Genomic DNA, 21,240 nt, shown 5'->3' with positions numbered 1-21,240 from the left:
GGTATAATCCGAGAGAATTATTACGAATTTAACATTAAATTTTGATTAAAAACAACAATAATTTACACGCTTCACCTATCCATTTCCACAACCTTACAAATGAGAAAAAAACCTATTAAATATCAGGACTTAATCCTGAATTTAATAGGCTTTCAAGCTTTTTCTCGTAGAACTTTTTAAGCTGCTTAATCTTTTTTATTAAATAGAAATCGCTGCTTCTAAAGCTACTTCCATCATGCCGTTGAAAGAATTTTGTCTTTCTTCTGCCGTGGTTACAGCATGAGTAACTAACGAATCGGAAATGGTAAGAATACATGCAGCTTGTTTACCTAACACTTTCGCATTATGGAACAACGCATAACTCTCCATTTCTACACAAACACAGCCATGTTCATTGTAAAATTCATTAACTCCAGGCACATTGTCTTCATGATAGAATACATCGCTGGAATGAATTCTCGCCGTCAGAACTGGCTTGTTAATACGTGTAGCCGCTGCTTCAATGACTTCGTTCAATTCTTTACTTGGCAGCTGGATATCTCCTTCTACACCGCTTTGCACATAGGCATATGTAGATTCACTCCACGCGCTATCCGCCAACACCACGTCAAATAAATTCAATTTATCAGTATATGCTCCAGCACTACCGATACGAATGATGTTTTCCACACCATAGTTTTTGTATAGTTCATAAGAATAAATACCGATACTTGGCATTCCCATTCCCGAACCCATTACCGAAACCTCTTTGCCTTTATAAGTTCCTGTATATCCAAACATATTACGTACCGTATTAAATTGGGTTGGGTTCTCCAAATAGGTTTCTGCAATATACTTCGCTCTCAAAGGATCTCCTGGCATTAATACTGTTTTGGCGATTTCACCATTTTGTGCTGCATTGTGCGGCGTTGACATAATTTATTCCTCCTATGTTGATTACTCATTACTATCTTACTATACCATTCATGATTTTAAATATACGTTTAAAATTTTCTTTTATTGCGACAAAAATACTGCTACTGAATCTCTTTTTATAATTTATTAGCAAACTCGTTAAGTTTTTGGGACATTATCTTTATTTCCTCAATAAATGTAGAAGTATGCTGAACAGATGCCGCCTGTTCTTGGCCGATAGCTGCTATCTTCTCTATCGAATTAGCCATTTGATTCGTAATTCCCTTAATCTGTAACATGGTTTTATTTATGTTTTGCGTCGAGGCGACGGTTTCCCTTGAAAATTTCCGGATTTCCTTGGCTACGACTTCAAAACTTCTACCTTTCTCACCTGCATGCGCTGCTTCTATTGCAGCATTCAGCCCAAGTAAATTCGTTTGATCAGCAACCCTGTTTATAATGGATAGGACTTCTGTTGTATTCTCCACATCTTTTCCAGCCTGCTGAGATTGAATGAGTAGTTCCTGAGAGTGATCGGAAAGTGAACTTACGCCATAGGAAATATTATTAATTTGCTCATTGGCTTGGGATAATGATTCCGAGATTTGTTCTACAATGGCTTTTAATTCACTTTGTCTTCGAATCTGAACTGCAATCCCGCCAATGACTTGTCCCGTTTGATCGTGAAGAGGTGTTGCTGTACCTGTAAACTCAAATCCATAAAAGTGGGCTGGAACATCGGACTTCAAGGTACGATTCTCTTGTATCGCTAAGTAAAGTGGTTCTTCTTTGTGTAAAGGTTGTCCTTCGTTAATGTTTAAATTTATGGTGTCGCCAGGAAAATAAGCAACGAACCGTTCCAAATCACATATCGCTATTGATAAATCAGCGGGGATAGATAATTTTATAATTGGTATAAGTGAGATAAATTTGTCTAACGATTCAATGTTGTTAATCACAGAAATATAGTCTCCATTCCAGCAAAACGTTATTTATAGCGCACCAAGTCTAACCAGATCATGCCTTACATACATGCATTTAATCTAAACCCTTAATTTTGCTTAATTCATATTTTAGATATGTATTCGCGAAAATCTTCATAAAATCCTCCAAAAAAGTTTACAAACACCCATTTCTCTCTCACAAAAGATAAAAAAAGCCCCCACTTTGTGAAAAGTGAGGGCTTTCGTTCTCTTGCTGTTACTAACAATATCGATTAGTTACGGATCAGATAATCAAATGCTCCTAGCGCTGCAGTTGCACCGGATCCCATCGAGATAATGATTTGTTTATAAGCACTATTAGTGCAGTCACCAGCAGCAAATACTCCTGGTAAGCTAGTAGCACCATGGCTATCTACAACAATCTCACCTACGCGAGTACGTTCAACTGTGTCACCTAGCCATTCTGTATTTGGAACCAGACCAATCTGTACAAATACACCCTGCAATTCAACATGGTGAGTCTCTTCTGTCGCACGATCAACATAAGAAATACCATTTACCTTATCAGTTCCGGTAATCTCTTTAGTTTGCACGTTTTTAAGAACAGTAACGTTAGGAAGGCTATAGAGACGATCTTGCAGTACAGCATCAGCTTTGAGCTCTGGAGCAAATTCCAGAACCGTTACATGCTTCACTATACCTGCAAGGTCAATAGCTGCCTCAATACCTGAGTTACCGCCGCCAACAACTGCAACATCTTTGCCTGCAAACAAAGGACCATCACAGTGTGGGCAGTAGGCTACACCTTTGTTCTTGAATTCAGCTTCACCAGGCACGCCCATATTCCGCCAACGAGCACCTGTAGACAGAATGACCGTCTTACTCTTTAGAACAGCACCGTTCTCAAGTTCAACTTCAATTAAGTCATTTTTGTCTAGACGTCTGACACGCTGCAATTTCATCACATCAATGCCATACTCTTTTACTTGCTCTTCAAGTTTAGCTACGAGTTGAGGACCTTCAGTGTACTTCACACTAATAAAGTTCTCGATACCAAGCGTGTCGTTAACCTGTCCGCCAAAGCGTTCAGCAACAATACCTGTACGAATACCTTTACGTGCCGCATAAATGGCTGCACTTGCACCAGCTGGGCCGCTGCCGACAACAAGCACATCATATGGAGCTTTATTGTCAAACTCAGATGCGTCCACACTGCTGCCCATTTTAGCTAAAATTTCTTCAACCGTCATACGACCACTTTCGAAAAATTCACCATTAAGGTAGACGCTTGGAACAGACATAATTTCTTTGCTTTCTACCTCTTCTTTGAATACTCCACCGTCAATCATCGTATGGGTAATGCCCGGATTAAAGATACTCATAAGATTCAGTGCTTGTACAACATCAGGGCAATTATGACAGCTCAGGCTAACATAAGTTTCAAACTTATATTCACCACTAATGCCTTTGATCTGATCAATTACACTTTGCTCAACCTTAGGAGCTCTTCCGCTAACCTGCAACAGAGCCAATACTAATGAAGTAAATTCGTGTCCAAGCGGAGTTCCGGCAAAGGTTACGCCTGTATCTTCACCCACACGATTTACACTAAAGCTTGGGGTTCTAGACAGTTCGGTTCTTTCCACCGTAATCCTAGGTGACATTTTGGCAATTTCATCAACTAGTTCGGTCATCTCTTGTGATGCCTCGTCAGCGCCTGCACTGAGTTTCAGTACTACATCGCCTTCCAAGAGTTCTAGGTATTGCGCTAGTTGAGCTTTTATTTCTTGATCTAGTTTCATTTAGCTTTCGCTCCTTAAATCTTACCTACAAGATCGAGACTTGGTTTAAGAGTTTCTGCACCTTCCGACCATTTCGCTGGGCAAACTTCACCTGGATGATTGCGTACATATTGCGCTGCTTTAATTTTGTTAACAAGAGCGCTAGCATCACGGCCGATACCACCAGCATTAATCTCAACAGTTTGAATAACACCGTCTGGATCAATGATGAATGTACCACGATCAGCAAGACCGTCAGCTTCGATCAATACATCAAAGTTGCGGGAAACCACATGGGAAGGATCGCCGATCATAATGTATTTCACCTTGCCAATTGCTGCGGAGCTTTCATGCCATGCTTTATGTGTAAAGTGTGTGTCAGTAGAAACGGAATATACTTCAACACCTAGTTGTTTGAGGGTTTCATATTGGTTCTGCAAATCTTCTAGTTCAGTTGGGCATACGAATGTGAAGTCAGCTGGGTAAAAGCAAACTACACTCCATTTACCTTTGAAGTTTTCTTCTGTAACATCGATAAATTTCCCATCTTGAAATGCGCTTGCTTTGAATGGTAGTACTTCTGTTCCGATTAATGACATATTGTTTAATCTCCTTTGGGTTTAATTTATGAATAGAGTGGATACTATTTATAATTATTATAATTAACCAAATTAAGGCCTGTCAAGTTATTTATAATAATTCTAATATGATAATCGTTGTCAGTCGCTAAATGTTCATACAAATTCCTTTCTTTCGGATTTAAATACAACACTTTATCATCTGACTGATGCTCATTCGTGCTTATTGACTATTATGGTTTAGTTTACATGTTTTATGTAGTTCAATTTCTACAATTCGATGTCTTCTACTATTAGATTGATAATATTCAAGGATTCTTCCGCTACTGTTGGGTTAGAATAATATCGATTTCCATTATAGGTGATCAGTGCTTTCCATAAAGCCCACCCTCTTGCTCTATTCCACGTTTGTGCATCCATGTTTAATACCTTTTTAAAGATCCTTCTACTAGCCTGATCAAAAAAAGTCCACGCCATTGCAGCATCACAAGCAGGATCACCCACCCCTAATATGCCAAAATCAATGACTGCACAAAGCTGTCCGTCTTTGACTAATATATTTCCAGGTGCGACATCACCATGAACCCAAACTGGTTCTGACTCCCATTCAGAGTCTAATGCCAGTTCCCAGATCTTTTTCAATAGACCTTCATTAAAAATATCTTTATTATGCTCAATCGCATTTCTAGATTCCTCATCATATACAGCTAAGGACCCACATCTATAAAAATTATGCTCTCCGGCTAAAGGTCCCCCACTAGCATCAATAGACTGTAATTCAATTAAAAAGCTTCCCAAGTCTCTCGCAAATTGATTGAGATCATTAATGTTCTCATGGGATAAAGTCTCTCCCTTTAGCCAATTATTAATAGACCAAGGCCAGGGATATTCTTTGGTAGGTGTCCCTTTCGCTAATGGTGTTGAAATAGGTAACGTCAGTCCTTTCTTTAAAAAAGGTAACCATTGTTGTTCTTTCTCCACTTGAGGAACATAAGCGACTGCACTTGGTAATCGCACACTCATCTGTTCACCTAAATGAAAAGTCCGATTATCATGCCCACTGAATTTCACAGGTCTGATCTCTAAATCGGACCATTCAGGAAATTGTTCATTTATTAATCTTGCTACTAAATCGACGTCTATAGTATTCATAAATATCTCCAATCATGATTTACAAGCATTATTTGGTTGTCTTAAATATTTTCTAGTGACATATGGTATGTGTAAGCTTTATATATTAGTTATAAAGTACAAAGAGAATATACTTTTTTTATAGCTCGATATATATCAGAAGGAGATCTTTGTATATGGAATATGATAGCCTTATCAATGAAATTAAACACTCCTATCAAATAAATATAGAGAATATCAGCCTTCATCGTGAGATGATCGGTAGGGTGTATTTTTTGCAGAACCAAGAGAAAAAGTATATGTTCAAAATATTTCGTAGCTTTAAAACGGATGATGCTCTGCAGACGGTTCGCATCCTCGATTATTTATAAGCTAACTCATATCCAGCAGTTTCTGTGATTAGAACTGTACAGAATGATAGCCACATTATACTCAGTAGTCAGGCTGGCAGCTGCGTTGGAATACTATACGATTATGTCGAGGGAGCAACACCCGATGGTAAAATCGAGGCGAAGAGCATCGGGACACAGATCGGGAAACTCCATAACTTAATGGAGCGATACCCCGAGAAGCTTATCCGTAGAACAAAATTCGATTACATCGATGGTTATATCTCCAATATGCAAGATCTCCAATTTGACCCAGGAAAAATCCTTGAACTAAATCATTACGGCAATGAATTATGGGAACGTATCACAAGGCTTCCCAAAAGCTTTTGTCACGGTGACCTTCACACAGGAAATATGCTCAGAAATGAGTGCGGTGAATATATTCTTTTGGACTTCGATGATGCTTCGGGTGATTATCCGAGTATGGATGTTGCATACATGTGTGATGCTACCGATTTTAATCACTCAAATGAATCGATGTATGATCAAACCATGCGTTTGTACGAACGTTTCTATTCGGGTTATAGTACAACACGTACAATAAGCAGTAATGAGTTTAAGGCTCTTTTCGATTTTATTGCGATCAGACATTTTCAAATCATCTCAAGAATAGTGCAGTGTCAAGGATTGCAAAGTATATCCAAAGAATTCTGCGATGAACAATATAGTTGGCTTATGAAATGGCAAGAACTTTGCATTAAACACGGGTAAAAATACTGACGTTTCAATCTGTACTATATAAAAACAACCTCAGTACGGGTTCATCCCGAACTGAGGCTATTTCTGTTAACTTATATAGGTCCTACTTCAAATAGGTTCCTGACTCTCCGATTCCACCACTACCGTTCAATACATACACCCGTGCATTTCCTTTACCGGAGCAGTTGATTGTGATCACACCGTTGGTAACGGTTTTGGTATCACCAGTCACTGCATCCACATAAGTTCCGTTAGGAATTCCAGTGAATGTTGCATTTCCTGAGATTGTAACCAAAGCAAAGCTATCGATTCCTTTGCTACTATCAGTGTATCTTCTTTTAAATGCCAAATCACCTGATACATTTTCTGTAGAATATTGGCCTTTTTGCAAAGCAGGAACAGCTCTTCTAATTAAATTAAGTTGTCTGATATGTTTCGCCAGAGGATAATTTAACGAGTCTGCAAGTGTGCCAGTAGCATTGGTATATTTACCGTAATCTTGAACAGTAACACTACCCTCAATATGATCGCCAAAGTAAGCACGGCCTGTTGTACTTAACGGGGCATTTGGACCTACATCGATGACTGATCCTTTTTTGAACTCAATTTCAGAACCATAATAGATCGCAGGTATTCCTCGGAAGGTGAACATCAGCGCGAGATTCTCAGCCCAAGTGTCCTGTGTGCCGGCAAATCTTTGATTTTCTGGTGCTTGGTCAGGTGCATAGTCATGAGAGTCAATATAAGTTACATTCCAGGTAGCATCATTATAGAATTGATCACCGCTTCTCATACTAAATGCTTCCTGAGCAGTCTTGAAGGCCCAGTGCATTGGAAAATCAATAACATCCATACCCGATTTCTTCGAATAATCAGGCGTATGATAAGTATTTCCTGTTAAAAAAGCATTGTTCGAGGTAGGTTGTCCTGCTGTAGTAGAGTTATCTGCCCACTCTTGTTCCACCGATAGCTTATTGGAAGCGTAGTCATTTTGACCGTCACCTGGATAGGGTTTTGAGCTTTTCCAAGTATAAAATGGTGTTGATATCGCCGGAATTCCACTGTTCCACACATCTCTGTACCGAGTAGCCACTTCCCCAAAGACAAAGAAGTCTGAGCCCCCTCTTGTTTTCCATGCCGGCACAAAATATTTGTTAAAAATATACCGGCTTACATGCTTTACAGTATCGACCCGGAAAGCATCCACACCCATATCAATATATTGATTATAGCTGTCGATTAGATACTGATTCACTAGAGGATTCTCTGTGTTTAAGTCCACACAGTCTCCCGCAATCTGTCCTGTCTGGACGGTGTAAGACTCCCAAGAAAGACTTTTTTCCGTATGGTAAATATTATTGTTAGTCTCCGCAGTCTTCATTAAGGCAAGTCTTGCCTGATATTGCTGATCCGGGGTCATGGAATCATAGTTAGCTGGCAGCTTATCCGTAATTTTGAGCATGTTACTCACGGTGTCCGCCGCCGTTGGATCTTTTTTGAACATCGGGAACAGATTTTCTTCTCCAAAATTACCGGTATGATTGACGACAATATCTTGAATAACCTTTATCCCTCTAGCGTGTGCTGCATTGATCAAATCCTGATAAGATGCCCCTGCGGATTCATATCTTGGATCTACTTTTGCAAAATTTATTGCATGGTACCCATGATAATCATAACCGCTGGCATTCTGCACCACAGGTGTAATCCAGATGGCACTGAAGCCTAGTGCTTTAATGTAATCGAGCTTTTGAATCAGTCCTTTAAAATCCCCTCGCCAAGCTGGATCAGAGTCCGGATTTCCTGCCTTGGCATCCTCCCATGCATGTTCGTTGTTACTCGGATCACCGTCATAAAACCGGGAAGTGATTACAAAATAAATCGTATCTTCACGAAAATCGCCCTTATTACCAATGTTATAAACAAAACTCTGTTTAGTTTCATTTCCGGCACCATCGATCACAAGGAATTTTAAGGTTGTCGTCTTGTTAATCAAGATAGACGGTCCGGTAAGAGATGTCAGTGCATTGCCTGAAATATAGACTTTTGAACTCGTTGTTGGTTCCGTACCATTATCTGTGTAATATGCTGTGGTCGTTGCCGCCTTGTTGTCTTTTATATTAAAAGATACGGAAACCGCTGAGCTCGAATTCCCAACAGGCAGATTCGCAGTGATAATCGGAGCTTGCAAATCGGCATTCAGATCAATCACATAAGCAAAAGAGCCTACATTACCCGCTTGCCCTATAGAGTTAACGCCGAATGCTTTGATAGTCAAAGAAGAAGGTACTTGGATTGGAGTCGTATACAATGTTGAGGTTGTCGTAGGTGTTGATCCGTCGGTCGTATAATAAATTTTATCGCCGCTATTTGTACTGGATAGGGTCACCGTTTGGGCAGAATCATAGGTTTTGGGCACAGGAGAGACGGATATCACCGGAACCTTAGGAACGTCTGGATTGGCGTCATACCATACGTTATCTGAGTTATACCAGCCCTCTTTTACGCTGCGAGATAAGTCAGCCGTCTGTTTGCCATTGCCGTCATTAAAGATCAGGCTTGCCCCTGTAGCATTTGGAACAGTATAGCTATACCAATCGTTCCCGTCCGATTTCATCAGTATCCCCGGCCATGCTCCACTAGTCGGAACGGTTGCCGGATTCAGATTCCAGTAATGGATGCGGATCGCTGCATTCCAGCTTGCTGGTTTCTTAAAGTGAACGGTTAGCCCCGCTGAAGTAGGTGTAGGTGTTGGCGTCACTGTTGGCGTTGGTGTGGGTGTTATGGTAGGTGTTGGCGTCACTGTTGGTGTAGGAGTTACCGTAGGTGTTGGCGTCACTGTTGGTGTAGGAGTTACCGTAGGTGTTGGCGTCACTGTTGGGGTAGGAGTTACCGTAGGTGTTGGTGTCACTGTTGGGGTAGGAGTTATCGTTGGTGTTGGTGTAGCTCCGGCCGAAAGGGTCACATAGTCGATATTAATATTCCCGCTATCATCCGAGTCATATTTATAAGCAAGCGTGTTATTTCCTGCCTGTAAAGAGAGTGTTTCTGTTTGGTCTGCCCATGTATCCCAGTTGGTCAGGTTGGCTAATGTTGTCTGTGTAACCTTTATTCCATTGACATAAATGGACACTTTTTTAGCACTGCCGGATGCATTAGCATAGTGAAGCGTGGCATTATAGGACCCTGCTGCGGAAGCCTGGACGTTAAAAGTGGTGGCTGCTCCTGTAGTTGTATATCCATCAACAAAACCAGTGCCCGAATATCCGGTGTGATTCGTATTTACTTTTGCACCACCAGACAGGGATGCACTCTCTGCTTCGTATTTTCCGGCGACCGGAATAACAACCGTCCAGTTCTTCCCGCCGTTATTGTCCCAACTATCCGTTGGAGCCGTGATGTGATAACAATAAATTAGGGTGGCACCTTCCTGAACGTTGAGGTTGGCGATGAACGTGGTTCCATTTTTGGTCATCACCGTGTCCGTAGTATTAGCCCAGTTATTCGTAGTCCAATGTAAGGTCACAGCTGCCGCTGTAGGATTGGTATAGGTGACTGTATGATCCGTATTGCTGGCCGATGCTCCACCCGATAAACCAAATAAACTAAAAATGAGTGAAAAAATAATTAACCACGAAATATAACGCCTGGATTGTTTGGATACCAAGTAAATAACCTCCTCATAATTTTAAGTGCAGCTTACGATTTTAAGCCCATCGTGATGTGCAAACGTTTGCAAAAATGAGAAAAAAAGAAATACTTAATAGGTTTGATCTCCTCCTTCAATGATTAATAAGGAAAAAACTCATTGTATGCGTTTACAAAAAGCTCTATATCTGATGGATTTTCCTTGTTAAGATTATAGGCGCCAAACTTTTGCTGGTCAATGCATCTTTTAGGCTATAATTCAATCGTTTTCACTATAAGTTCCCTAAGATACCAGGTAAATTGTTCAGGTTCTTAGCCAGCCAATTCATTTCTTTTGCAAAACGTTTTGGAGGTACACTATGTTTGTCCATCGCGGCATTAATCCACCACGGGCTTTCCATATACCACAACAACTGCAATGATTTTGTTAAATACCCCTGCTCCACCGTTCGTTCCTCACGATATCCGTCAATAAATGCTGAAGCTAGTGCTCCATCTAAATCTTCATCTAAAGCACATGACATCACTGCTCGCGCTACATCAAGCTGCGGATAATCATATTTGAACCGATCAAAATCTAGAATTGCAGACAATTGGCTATCTTGAAATAAAAGATTATCAACCCATAAATCACGATGTGCCCATCCAGCTACAAGTCCTTCGAATATTTCCGGATCTATTTCTTCAGTCGCTCTCAGTTGTATCTCTAGGTCAGTGATGAGTGAAGTTTTGCCCATTTCCTTTGATTGTTGTAGGAGTACATTCCAATGTTCTAAACGTTCCTCAGGGCTTTGGGGAATAAATTGTGGGGTTCTTTTCAAACTAAGGGTCCCATCATTTAATAAACGATGCATTTTACCTGTGGCACGACCCAAATCAAACATTTGAAGGATGTTAATTTTGCCCGGCTCTATGACACGCCCTTCACAATATTCCATAACCATAAACGTCTCTCCCATATCTGATTCCAGTAAAACTTTATGGTTATAAGCCAACAATTCGGGACATGGGAGTCCCTGTAGATACAATCTTTTCTGTTGAGAAAAGGCGAAGCTCAGCTCTTCTGGGTTATACAATTTATATCTTTTTTTGTTGTATTGTTTAAGTAGAAATGGTCCTGAATCCGTTATGATTTTCCATTTAAGATTTAACCAGCCACGTTTTATTGGGGTAGCATGAAGGACTTTCAATCCAAAAAAATGATAGAAACTATTACTTAAATCCTCTAAAATGGCTTCCTCTGAACGAATCGCTTCCAATTCATCAACTCCTATCTATTCAAAGTATAAAAGAAGAAGCCGCCAATGACGACTTCTTTTAGATATTTCTTTTTAGCAGAAAAAGTTATCTATAAATGAGGCTCCCGCCTTGGAGAAACTCTTGCGCCTTCTCTTGCATTCCTGATTCAATTCTCGTCGTATTCCGGATATTATGAGAGATCTTCATACTGCAAAATTTCGGCCCGCACATGGAACAGAAATGAGCTGTTTTAGCGCCTTCCGCAGGCAATGTCTCATCATGATATTCGAGCGCTCGCTCAGGATCTAACGATAAATGAAATTGATCACGCCAACGAAATTCAAAACGGGCTTTCGAAAGAGCATTATCCCGGTCTTGTGCTCCTTTATGCCCTTTCGCCAAATCTGCGGCATGAGCCGCTATTTTATAAGTAATGACCCCTATACGTACATCTTCCTTATTAGGCAGGCCAAGATGTTCCTTCGGAGTTACGTAACATAACATAGCTGTACCGAACCAACCAATCATCGCTGCACCTATAGCAGAGGTAATATGATCATAACCAGGCGCAATATCTGTAGTCAGTGGACCTAATGTATAAAAAGGGGCTTCGTTACAGGTTTCAATTTGCTTATCCATATTCTCTTTAATCAAGTGCATCGGCACATGTCCTGGACCCTCTACCATCACCTGTACATCATGACTCCAAGCTATAGCTGTTAATTCACCTAACGTCTCTAACTCGGCAAATTGTGCTTCATCATTCGCATCAGCAATCGAACCCGGACGTAATCCATCGCCTAGGGAAAAAGAAACATCGTACAGCTTCATGACTTCACATATCTCTTCAAAATGTGTATATAAAAAGTTCTCTTGATGATGCGCAAGACACCATGCCGCCATGATGGAGCCACCTCTTGAAACAATGCCTGTCATACGTTGTACCGTCAACGGGATATAACGAAGCAGAACCCCCGCATGAATGGTAAAATAATCAACCCCTTGCTCCGCTTGCTCAATGAGCGTATCACGGTACACTTCCCATGTTAAATCTTCCGCTTTCCCATTCACTTTTTCCAACGCTTGATAGATAGGCACCGTTCCAATAGGAACAGGAGAATTACGGATGATCCACTCGCGTGTCGTATGGATGTTTTTACCTGTGGAGAGATCCATTATATTATCTGCACCCCAGCGGGTGGCCCATCTCATCTTCTCTACCTCTTCTTCTATGGATGAGGATACTGCGGAATTTCCTATATTGGCATTGATCTTCACTAAAAAATTGCGTCCAATAATCATTGGTTCACTCTCTGGATGATTGATATTCGCTGGAATGATGGCGCGGCCGCGGGCTACTTCATCTCTTACAAATTCCGGTGTCACATTCTCACGAATCGCAACGTATTCCATTTCCGAAGTAATAATCCCTTTGCGTGCATAATGCATTTGAGAGACATTACGCCCCTTTTTCGCTCGCAAAGGTTTTCTATGGAGCGCTGGAAACACTTCCGCCACAGCTTTTCCCGTTGCATTCCCGTTATCTTCAGGCTTCACGGTTCTTCCTTCGTACGCTTCTGCATCCCCTCGTTCCTCAATCCAGCTTAGACGATTGGGCTCTAACCCCTGACGAATATCAGTATGAATATTAGCATCCGTGTAAGCCCCGCTTGTGTCATAGACATGAATTGGGGCATTCTCCTCTTCGCCGTCTATGCCCGCAGTTGGACTAAGTGAGATCTCCCGCATAGGCACCTGAATATCAGGCCGTGAACCCTTTACATACACTTTTTGACTTGCTGGAAAAGCTGATAGATTGATTGGATCGTTGTTCAATTCGCTTGTCATCTCAATCCCTCCTATAAGGTGATTTGATCAAGCGGAGACGGTCTACTCCCCACACATAGAAAAGGCCACATCTGTATAAGATGCGGCCTTAGAGTAGACAAATAGAAATAGAGCTCCATTTCCTCCGCTGGCATTATCCAGATCAGGTTTGACGGTCGATAGTTATAACTATCCTCTCAGCCTGGTTCCACCAAGCTCCCGTGACTATATAATTGCTACTTCAAAGTATAACCGAAAAGAGAGAATTATCCAAATCTACTCAAATGTGAGATCAATGTATACGTTAGTTTAACACCAATACCCCAAATCCTTCCAGAATCACCTCGCCCGACAATGTTGTGCCGCTCAGTAAATCTGTTTTGGTCTCACGAAGATGGATCGTGACAGGAGTCTCACTATAATTAAGCAAAAAAGCATAACTGGAAGAAGCTCCGGTACGGACTTGCAGCTCTACCTCTTCTGGGAGCTCCAGCCAATCTGCTGGCGATTGTAGATCAATTAAATTTATGATCTCAGCCGCTGCCTGTTCATTAAATACGGCTCCGTAATACCAAACCTCACCCTTGCCGCGACGATTTTTAGTTACCGCCGGTTTTCCCGCATAATAATCAGAGGCGTAAACCGCCATCACTTCAACCGAAGCTTCCTCTATTTTGAGAATATCATTAAAGTCATCTGCTCCTGTAACGACTTCGGTCACGCCCGACCAGCTAATTGTTGTTGGCTGACGACTGCCCTTAACCATTGTGAATTCTTCAACTGTGATCCCGCATAGATCCTTAGCAGCACCTGGGAAAGGACGCATATAACATTGACCGCGCTCATCCTTATAGCCGGTTCTACAGCCGAAGATCAGTTTGCCGCCTTGCTGAACATATTCATCCAGCAGTGCTGCTGTCTCATCTGTCATAATCGCTGGGTGAGGATAGATAAGCACGTCGTACCTTGCAAGCTCCTCCAGCGTTGTTTTTTTGCGTAAATAGAGTACGTCATTCGGGATATGCTTCCGCTGAAGCGCCTTGTACCACTCCTTATTGCTCTTCCACATAAACGGGCCATGCCAAACATCGTATTCTCCATCCCACTCATTGTCATAATCACGTACAATAGCAATGTTAGCCTGATTACGAGTACCGACAAACGCATGACCTGCTGCTGCCAGCTCCTGACCGATCTGCCCCGCTTCCCGCACTCTCCGGTTAGGCTGATTATGATAGTCATTGATTCCATGCCAATAAATTTCATTGCCCATCGTAGCTGTCCGCCAGCGGAAATATAACACCATATCTGCTCCATGAGCGATCGACTGATAAGTCCATAACCGCATCTGACCCGGCTTTGGAGAAGGCATATCCATCCGGTTCACCCAGCCACCCGGGCCCGACTGCTGCTCCATAATACAGAAATTCGGGGATATCGAACGAACAACAGATAACGACAGTCCCCAGCCTCTATCATTCAGCGGATTCCGCTCATTCGGGTCATAAAAAATAGTAGAGAACTGAGGATAGGAATCATAGCTGAAGAAATCCAACAGTTCATCCGTCATTTCATGGCTATCGAGATGCCCGAACAGACCGTTCGTGGTTACCCACTGCTTAGGGGCAAGTTTACGGATGATATCCGCTTGGTTTTTGGCAAAAGAAATTGTATTGTCCGAAATAAACCGTTTTTCATCCAATGCCTGATGAGGATTGGGTTGCTTCGGTACTGGAGTCGGACGTGGAAGATAGACCTGAGACCAGTCACTATAGCTTTGATTCCAAAAAACAGCTCCCCAAGCCTCGTTCAAATGCTCAAGTGTAACATATTTCTGCTGTAGCCATTCCCGGAAAGCCTTATGGTCACTCTCCGAATAAAATTCACTGATCTCACAGTTGAGCTCATTATCAATTTGCCAGCCAACTACACCCGGATGATTGCCGTAATGTTCAGCCATTTGTTCTGCAATACGTGCACACAGTTCCCGGTATTTAGGACTGCTGTAATTATAATGACGGCGCATGCCATGCTGAAGTGTAACACCTTCGTAGGTTACATTTAAAACTTCGGGATACTTATCAGTCAACCAAGCTGGAGGCGTCGCCGTCGGAGTACCAAGTACAACCTGAAGACCATATTTATGTGCTAGATCAATCGCCCGATCAAAGAGCCCGAACTGAAACTGCCCTTCTGCCGGTTCAAAAATAGACCAAGCAAACTCCCCCATCCGAATGATCGTAAAGCCGAGTTCACGCATCCGGCGATAATCGTCCTCCCACATGTTTTCTGGCCAGTGCTCCGGATAATAACAGACGCCAAGCTCGAATTTTTCAGTTGCGACAGGTTTCTTCATCATTACCTCCAAAGTATTAAAAATATGCTTTCAATATTATATAATTCTATTGTAGTATCAATGATAAGAGGTCTTATATAACAAAATATTGCTATCATATAACAATCTTGCGTTCATTGCCTTAATCCAACTTGCGCTCTGTTGCGCTACAGAAATGGGTGCTGCCAAACATGAAGAAACAATGGTATTTGCCGACACCGGCTTTTTCAAAATATGTCTGTTATCCTGAATTTTTGGGACATTACACTCACTTTCCACAACATACAGAGAGAAGAAGCGAAGGGTTTCTGGGGAGTTATAACCTGCATTTGATCTTTGGTGGGGAGGGTTATGTATTCCATGAGGGCGAACGTATTCCGATGAGTAGAGGACGAGGTTTTCTGTACCCCAAAGGGGCTTATCAGCAATACGGCTCTGACCCAGGCGAGCCTTGGGATGTCCGCTGGGTTCATTTTAACACTGAAATTGTCCTTCCCTTATTAGAAGAAGTGGACCAGTCTCGTGCATACCTGTTCACTTTTGATTTGGATGCTAAGCTGGACGAACTATTCGAGGAAATGTATATACTAAGCGCTTCCTACGTGACCCGTAGCGAGCCAAGACTATCTGCTCTGCTGTATGAGCTTCTAGTAAAATTGCTGCAGAACTCCGAGCCGCTTCACGGCTCAGTACCGCACGAGGTTAGGCAGTCCATCCGCAGTGCTGCAGATATCATCCATGTCGAATGTGCCAGCCCTTGGTCTCTGGAATCGATGGCAAGATTGACCGGGTACAGCAGCTATCATTTTCTAAGGCTGTTCCGGGTGGTTATGGGTAAAACACCTAACCGTTATTTAACCGATTGTCGGCTGGCTAAAGCCAAGCTTTTACTGGTGTCCACAGGACTCTCCATTGCTCAGGTTGCTACTCAGTCCGGTTTTGCCCAGTCCAGCTATTTCATTAAAGTGTTCAGAAGGTTTGAAGGCATGTCTCCTGTGAAGTACCGGCAGGCTTTTGGGGCGTAGAGGATCTTCCTTCAGTCCGTAGAGATTCAATCTTAGTCTCTTGGATTTATCACCCTTAAAGATCATCCTTAAGAGAAATTTCACTCTCAATATCTAGACTTATTGTTTCGGAATGAAGCTCCCCTTCATTATCATTCCATGTAATAGATAAAGTGGTATTTTCATAATTTTGTCTATTTTTATTTAATTCGTCATATAAATATGGACCAGTTATAGACCCGATATCAGTGTTACTTAATATTGAAACGGGTCCATCCGTTGACCTAGCTTCATTTACAAGAACTGTTTCATCCTTATTATTATTGTTTTTTTCATTGACTTCATACTTATAATAGCTACTATTCACTAAAGCGCTTGGGTCTCCCTTGAACACTAACTTCCCGTGTCCTCGTAAAATTTTGTTAGATGAAATTATTACTTTGTAATCTAAAACATCCCATGTATCCCCTGTACCCTTAAGCGTATATACTTGAACACCAGTGTTTAAATTTGTTTCGACCTCTTTATTGAAATATAAATAACTCCATATCGCATTCGAAATAATAACCACAGCTACAAGTACTAGGATTAGTTTTTTCATATCTGCTCCTTTATAAATACTCCCCAGCCATTATTTATATCTTAAATTCCACTCCTTAGACCATTTCGGGAAAGCTTCTCCGGTCAATTCTTCGAGTGTATTCCCATCAATGGTATAAACCCAGCCCATATGTAATTCAGCGAAATCAGGAAAACTATAGCCTCCTATCACTTCATCGTCTGCTTCTAGCAGAAAAATCAGGGTTTGTTTTTTTGTATTATCCTTCTCATTATCTAAGGGGTGGTTTTTAACGATGAACTTACTTGTAGTTATTTCCTTGCCTATATAATTGATTGGATCAACACTTTGAACACTCCAATATTGTATGTATGGCATTTCCGTCAGCAGTTTTTTATCTAATAAATATTCAGAAACAATTCCTTCATTACTAATGATCAGATAGCCCATATCGGTAATAAATTGTTCAGCTTTGCTATATTCTTTTTTTGAATTATCGCTAATTTGCTCCTTACTACATCCCAATAAAAAGATTAAGAATAACGGAACTATGATTGCCCTTAATTTGTTCATAGGTTCCTCTCCTTGGAGTGTTTATTATCTCCTTAATAGTCTCATAGATTAATCTTATTGTATGAATTTAGTATCATCAAACTCTTTAGCGTCTTATAGGCTCTCCATTCCACGCTGCTCTTCTAATTATTATACCGTCTGACTTCATAAAATAAGTTTTAAACTGACCCTAGAAATTGAAACAGCGACAGCAATGGACGAGAAAATAAAGTCCTAAACTGTCGCTGTTTCATTGAACTAAAGTTCCCCATTACATAATATTCCTTAACTTATTTGCTTTCTTAATCAGGATTCGTTACATATTGTTAACAATAGACATCTGTCAAATATTATACATTGATTTAAGAGCCTAACTTATTATTCTGCCAACTTCTTTTTTATTTTACTCCAAAAGCCGTCATTCCTTCGATTAATATGCTTCTCATTGTAGATCAGCAGACTATAGGAGGACAACAAAGTAGATGTTCTAATAATTACATATGTGCCTATAGCAATCAAAATGACGCAAATAGGATAATAAGGGATTAACACGCCTTTGGAGATCCCCTTTCTCTCTAGCAAAAAGCCCATTCCACCTACCGCCAACATGCCAGCACCCACAATGATCACAGTTGCGTACCTACTCTTCAATCTATTCAAACGTTCTGTTAATTGCTTCACATAACCTTGATCCAGCATAAGAGCCTCTTTATCCAGCACATGGTACCTTTCCTCGTCTTTCAGTATGGCGGACACAAGAACAACGACACCCGCTGCCGCCAACAAAATGATAATAAGAAAAGAATAAATGACTTGTTCCTTCCGAAGCATCAAATACGGCAAAAAAGACATAATTAGAAGGCACACACCTGTCGCAATGCGATTGGATGACTTTCGCTGATGAATCAAATACCCTTCCGCCATCTCTTGGCTGACATAATACCCACGCTCTTCAACGCCGCCCTTTACCTCGCCCTCCTTTAGCAAATAATCAATGGACACCTCGAACAGGTTTCCAATCATTAGCAATTTTTCGGTTTCGGGGAACCCCTGTCCGTTTTCCCACTTGCTGACTGCCTGTCTGGTTGTGCACAGTTTTTCGGCCAGCACTTCCTGGGAATAACCTTTTTCTTTTCTAAGTTGCAACAATTTTTCACTGAAAGACATTTGCTTGCTCTCCTTTGCTATATCTTGCCTTAATTATAGAAAAACAATAGAGTCTATGCTATATGATTGAGGTTGCGTTTACGACACTTGCAGTTGCAAATGCGTAATACATTTTCTTCTGACATCTAGAATCGCAGCAATACCCTGACCTCTTAAACGTTTCCGCGTTCAGGAATACTAGTGGCTTAAGGCGTTCCAGCACCGGGTCGTAGTCTCCTCGGATTGTCTGCCTGCTCCGCATAACAGGTTGAACTAACGTGTATAAATTCGCTTTCAACATTCCATCCACCTTCCAAAATATTGAATATTTCGTGCTGAGAATTCTAATAAAAAAGACAAATCACATATTAAAAGTGACTTGTCCTCTGGTGCTTCCACTTATAAATTTGCTAAAAATGAATTGAACGCTAAATAATATGTTTTATTTCCTCCAAAAAGTTGAACAGTCTGCCTTATCCAAAATATTAAACTCGATCATTTTTTCAAGTAATGAGAAATCAACTGGACTTTCCCACCGGATGCGTAACAACTGCTTGGTGTGATCATAACCTGCCTGCACAATTTCATCAGAAAAACGATTAATTCCTGCAATTTCAGGGGCAACCGCCAAATGATGTTTGGATACACTAAAACCAATAATAAAAGTATCGTGATCGGTAAACATAGGCTGATTCCACGCAACTTTTGGCTTTAAATCAGTAAATTTTCCAGCTACCCAAGCTAAAACCTCTTCCATTCTTTCCCGATGTTGCAGGTTATCAATCTGCGCTAAATATTCTGCAAATACTTCCATGTCATTCTCTCCTAACAAAATATTTTCGAATATTCTAATTGATGTTACGTCATTCCAATTACATTCTCTTAGCATAATAATTAAACAGGAAGATTCCTAAGGAGATTTGAAAAACAAAAACACCACATAACACAGTGACTATAGTTTGATCTACTCCCATTAAACTAAATACAACAGTTAGAGCCATTAGGATGTAAAAGTTAACAATATTAGTTTTCCAACCCGCTTTTTCTCTTATTCTTATTTTCCGTTCATCATTAGCCTCAATTTTACTCATTCTAACTTTCTCATCATTCTTTATTTTGTTCTGGGGCTTATTAAGCCATAACGAATACACCATATTTCCTACTCCAAGCACTGCAAGGACTGAACCCACACCAATGAGCAAACCGGAAATTCCTTTTAGCTTCTCGTCAGTTAAAATAAATCCACCCATATAAACCATAATAGCACCTGCAATTGTTAAGAGCACCCATTTACTTGCCGTTTTCATTACCCAGCTCCTCCTCGTAAATGAAAATATCTTCAATACTCATTTCAAAAAATCGCGCAATCTTAAATGCAAGAATGATGGATGGGTTATACCGGCCATTTTCAAGTGAACCAATCGTTTGCCTGGATACTTCCAATTTATCCGCTAGTTCTTCTTGTTTAATGCCCTTTTCTTTTCTAATCTCTTCAAGCCTGTTTTTCAATATCTTACCTCCTGAAGCAATTATGGAAAGTTAACTTTCCGTAAGAATAACACATTGAAGTGTGTATGTAAAGCTAACTTTCCATTAGCTTGAAATTGATTGCAATTTAACCCGTGATCTTTATAGGTGTAATGATTTAGGGCACGCCTTGTTGATACTACATCTGTAGAATTGGGCATGAAAAAACGCCACCCGCTAACTCCCTAATAGGAGTACGGGTGACGTTGTGTGTTTCACGGGCGACAACTTATGAAAAAAAAAACTTCAGTTAGCTTAGTCTGCCTCAAGAATATACCCTCCTAAATTTTGCCTTTTGGATAAAAAAGTGTCATTGTCAGCAGAAAATAAAATATTAAGACTGTCTCTGTTTCATTGAACAAAAGTCTCCTGTTAGCTTAAACGACATTACGCACCGAGTTTAGCCTTGCAGGGTTGTCTGCTGGCGTAGATATGATTTAAAAAGCTGTCGGCAGCTTCTTCGACTATACTTTCAAATTCTTCTCTTACTGACTATGATTTATTAAATGAGCAATTTCTTTAACTCTCTCCATTGTAATTCCTTCTCTTTGTTCAACTGCAAGTGGATGATTCGTTTGTTCTAATTCTATTAACGGAACAGCACCAACCTCTTGTGTATGCACCATTGTCTTTAACGATAATGTAGTTATTGGATATATGGAAAGTTCAGTCGATAACCAACCAAAATAAGGTTCTTCCGTCTCCCTTCCTTCTACGTGCAATAATTCATTAGACTTCAGAAAGTTTTCTTGACTAAGAGAAACCCACACACTCCATATAAATTTCTCTTTGCTATCAATTATTGGTATTTCAATATGTCCTCTAATAAAGAAATGCTGTTCATCAATTACACAAAAATCTCTAATTAATTCTGTTCTTTTCTCTTCTGGTACAGTGTAAAAATAATATGGCGCTTCACTTCCGTAACATAAAGGAAGTTCACTTAATTCGTTGTTACAGTGAGGGCATTTCATGTTTTCTGCTCCT

At 40.7% G+C, this 21,240-nt stretch carries 19 protein-coding genes and 1 riboswitch; of the genes, 3 read left to right on the top strand and 16 right to left on the bottom strand.

Annotated features, from left to right (window positions below; translation table 11 throughout):
- Positions 1 to 198 precede the first annotated feature (198 nt).
- The 5 genes from deoD to MHH63_RS00775 all read right to left on the bottom strand — a co-directional run bounded on the left by deoD (position 199) and on the right by MHH63_RS00775 (position 5,349).
- Positions 199 to 915 (bottom strand): purine-nucleoside phosphorylase, encoded by a 717-nt coding sequence (gene deoD, locus MHH63_RS00795; RefSeq protein WP_036681380.1) that lies wholly within the window; start codon positions 913 to 915, stop codon positions 199 to 201.
- 116 nt (positions 916 to 1,031) lie between these two features.
- Positions 1,032 to 1,853 carry a methyl-accepting chemotaxis protein gene (locus tag MHH63_RS00790; RefSeq protein ID WP_076129804.1) on the bottom strand — a complete coding sequence of 274 codons (822 nt, stop codon included), beginning with the start codon at positions 1,851 to 1,853 and terminating at the stop codon, positions 1,032 to 1,034.
- Between the two features lie 257 nt (positions 1,854 to 2,110).
- Entirely contained in the window at positions 2,111 to 3,640 is a 1,530-nt protein-coding gene (gene ahpF / locus MHH63_RS00785) for an alkyl hydroperoxide reductase subunit F (protein ID WP_076277814.1), read from the bottom strand.
- Between the two features lie 14 nt (positions 3,641 to 3,654).
- Entirely contained in the window at positions 3,655 to 4,218 is a 564-nt protein-coding gene (gene ahpC, locus MHH63_RS00780) for an alkyl hydroperoxide reductase subunit C (protein WP_036681373.1), read from the bottom strand.
- Between the two features lie 249 nt (positions 4,219 to 4,467).
- The gene (locus MHH63_RS00775; RefSeq protein ID WP_341171123.1) at positions 4,468 to 5,349 is read right to left on the bottom strand and encodes an aminoglycoside phosphotransferase family protein; all 882 of its coding nucleotides are present in this window, start codon (positions 5,347 to 5,349) and stop codon (positions 4,468 to 4,470) included.
- A gap of 155 nt (positions 5,350 to 5,504) precedes the next feature.
- On the opposite strand from MHH63_RS00775, the gene MHH63_RS00770 reads away from it, so the two are divergent.
- Entirely contained in the window at positions 5,505 to 5,699 is a 195-nt protein-coding gene (locus MHH63_RS00770; RefSeq protein ID WP_341171122.1) for a hypothetical protein, read from the top strand.
- Between the two features lie 24 nt (positions 5,700 to 5,723).
- A complete protein-coding gene (locus MHH63_RS00765; protein WP_341171121.1) occupies positions 5,724 to 6,428 on the top strand; it encodes a phosphotransferase in 705 nt (234 codons plus the stop codon).
- A gap of 91 nt (positions 6,429 to 6,519) precedes the next feature.
- Here MHH63_RS00765 and MHH63_RS00760 read toward each other — a convergent pair whose 3' ends face one another.
- The 4 genes from MHH63_RS00760 to MHH63_RS00745 form a co-directional block, all read right to left on the bottom strand.
- Positions 6,520 to 10,083 carry an alpha-amylase family glycosyl hydrolase gene (locus tag MHH63_RS00760; RefSeq protein ID WP_341171120.1) on the bottom strand — a complete coding sequence of 1,188 codons (3,564 nt, stop codon included), beginning with the start codon at positions 10,081 to 10,083 and terminating at the stop codon, positions 6,520 to 6,522.
- A 253-nt stretch (positions 10,084 to 10,336) separates the two neighbouring features.
- The gene (locus tag MHH63_RS00755; protein ID WP_341030956.1) at positions 10,337 to 11,323 is read right to left on the bottom strand and encodes a phosphotransferase; all 987 of its coding nucleotides are present in this window, start codon (positions 11,321 to 11,323) and stop codon (positions 10,337 to 10,339) included.
- 85 nt (positions 11,324 to 11,408) lie between these two features.
- Positions 11,409 to 13,151: a phosphomethylpyrimidine synthase ThiC gene (gene thiC / locus MHH63_RS00750; RefSeq protein ID WP_341171119.1), complete on the bottom strand. Its 1,743-nt coding sequence runs from the start codon at positions 13,149 to 13,151 to the stop codon at positions 11,409 to 11,411.
- 102 nt (positions 13,152 to 13,253) lie between these two features.
- A riboswitch (TPP riboswitch) is annotated at positions 13,254 to 13,363 on the bottom strand.
- Between the two features lie 71 nt (positions 13,364 to 13,434).
- Positions 13,435 to 15,486, bottom strand: a complete 2,052-nt coding sequence (locus MHH63_RS00745; RefSeq protein ID WP_341171118.1) for a beta-galactosidase — start codon at positions 15,484 to 15,486, stop codon at positions 13,435 to 13,437.
- A gap of 170 nt (positions 15,487 to 15,656) precedes the next feature.
- Between MHH63_RS00745 and MHH63_RS00740 the strand changes: the two genes are divergently transcribed.
- Entirely contained in the window at positions 15,657 to 16,490 is an 834-nt protein-coding gene (locus tag MHH63_RS00740) for a helix-turn-helix transcriptional regulator (RefSeq protein WP_076129799.1), read from the top strand.
- A 55-nt stretch (positions 16,491 to 16,545) separates the two neighbouring features.
- Here the strand turns inward: MHH63_RS00740 and MHH63_RS00735 are convergent, their stop codons facing one another.
- The 7 genes from MHH63_RS00735 to MHH63_RS00705 form a co-directional block, all read right to left on the bottom strand.
- A complete protein-coding gene (locus tag MHH63_RS00735) occupies positions 16,546 to 17,070 on the bottom strand; it encodes a hypothetical protein (RefSeq protein ID WP_076186535.1) in 525 nt (174 codons plus the stop codon).
- Positions 17,071 to 17,100: 30 nt separating this feature from the next.
- Complete coding sequence (locus MHH63_RS00730; protein WP_076186537.1) at positions 17,101 to 17,601, bottom strand: hypothetical protein; 501 nt, start codon at positions 17,599 to 17,601, stop codon at positions 17,101 to 17,103.
- Between the two features lie 357 nt (positions 17,602 to 17,958).
- A complete protein-coding gene (locus MHH63_RS00725) occupies positions 17,959 to 18,747 on the bottom strand; it encodes a helix-turn-helix domain-containing protein (protein ID WP_248549682.1) in 789 nt (262 codons plus the stop codon).
- 421 nt (positions 18,748 to 19,168) lie between these two features.
- Entirely contained in the window at positions 19,169 to 19,540 is a 372-nt protein-coding gene (locus MHH63_RS00720) for an iron chaperone (RefSeq protein WP_341171117.1), read from the bottom strand.
- Positions 19,541 to 19,598: 58 nt separating this feature from the next.
- Positions 19,599 to 20,033: a hypothetical protein gene (locus MHH63_RS00715; protein ID WP_341171116.1), complete on the bottom strand. Its 435-nt coding sequence runs from the start codon at positions 20,031 to 20,033 to the stop codon at positions 19,599 to 19,601.
- Positions 20,017 to 20,235 (bottom strand): helix-turn-helix transcriptional regulator, encoded by a 219-nt coding sequence (locus tag MHH63_RS00710; protein WP_036681352.1) that lies wholly within the window; start codon positions 20,233 to 20,235, stop codon positions 20,017 to 20,019. The genes MHH63_RS00715 and MHH63_RS00710 overlap by 17 nt, the downstream gene beginning before the upstream one ends.
- 503 nt (positions 20,236 to 20,738) lie before the next feature.
- On the bottom strand, positions 20,739 to 21,227 hold the full coding sequence (locus MHH63_RS00705) for a DUF2199 domain-containing protein (RefSeq protein WP_076129793.1): 489 nt from the start codon (positions 21,225 to 21,227) through the stop codon (positions 20,739 to 20,741).
- Between the last annotated feature and the right edge of the window lie 13 nt (positions 21,228 to 21,240).

The organism is Paenibacillus sp. FSL H3-0310, assembly GCF_038002785.1.
Lineage (GTDB): Bacteria > Bacillota > Bacilli > Paenibacillales > Paenibacillaceae > Paenibacillus_AQ > Paenibacillus_AQ odorifer.
Note: the sequence above shows the minus strand (reverse complement) of the source record. Positions and strands in the feature narration are given on the sequence as shown.